This is a genomic window from Actinomyces sp. S6-Spd3 (genome assembly GCF_000758755.1).
Taxonomy (GTDB): Bacteria; Actinomycetota; Actinomycetes; order Actinomycetales; family Actinomycetaceae; genus Pauljensenia.
Genome location: NZ_JRMV01000097.1, coordinates 1 through 585, shown reverse-complemented (window position 1 = coordinate 585; position 585 = coordinate 1). Strand labels below are relative to the sequence as shown.

The 585-nt window shown below is 60.0% G+C and carries 1 protein-coding gene; it reads right to left on the bottom strand.

All coding sequences use genetic code 11. The annotated features are described in order from the left end of the window. Nucleotides 1-402 (bottom strand): NAD(P)H-hydrate epimerase (locus HMPREF1627_RS00585; RefSeq protein WP_034500192.1); only part of this gene is annotated, 402 nt, incomplete at its 3' end. Nucleotides 403-585: the final 183 nt, after the last annotated feature.

Sequence of the window (585 nt, the reverse complement as noted above, 5' to 3'; positions counted from 1 at the left end):
CGGTTCCTTCAGCGCGCCTTCGGTACCCGTGCCCACAAGGCCATCGATCCATACAGTTGCGGAGGCAAGCAACGGCAACACGTCAGCGCAGGTCTTAGCAGGCTGGCAGATTTCCACCCCAGCCGCGCGCGCGGCAGTCAAAGCACGCTCGTGTGGATGATCACTCAGCACGACGGCCTTAACGGGAACGCCCTCACCGCACAAGAATGCGGCCGCGTACAGCGCGTCTCCCCCATTGTCGCCGCCACCAACAAGCGCAGCTACCTCACCGGCCTGGTACACCTCTTGCACCGCGTCGGCAACGCCTCGCGCCGCTACCTTCATCAACTCATCTAGGCCCGCAGCCTTCACAGCTGCGGCCTCCCTGGCGCGGATCATTGACACGCTAAAAACTCGCTGCATTTGCCCTCCTCAACTACACAACTTTACGTCCTAAAACAGGGCGCCATCATCCGAGGCGAAAAAACGCGAAAAATCAGGCAAAATAGTTGCGTGCATTTCAACCCGCCTGCCCGGCTCTACGCAGAGCAATCACCCTTCCAACGTTTCACGCGCGAAGCCTGGAGCGACCTTGCAGATTCAACG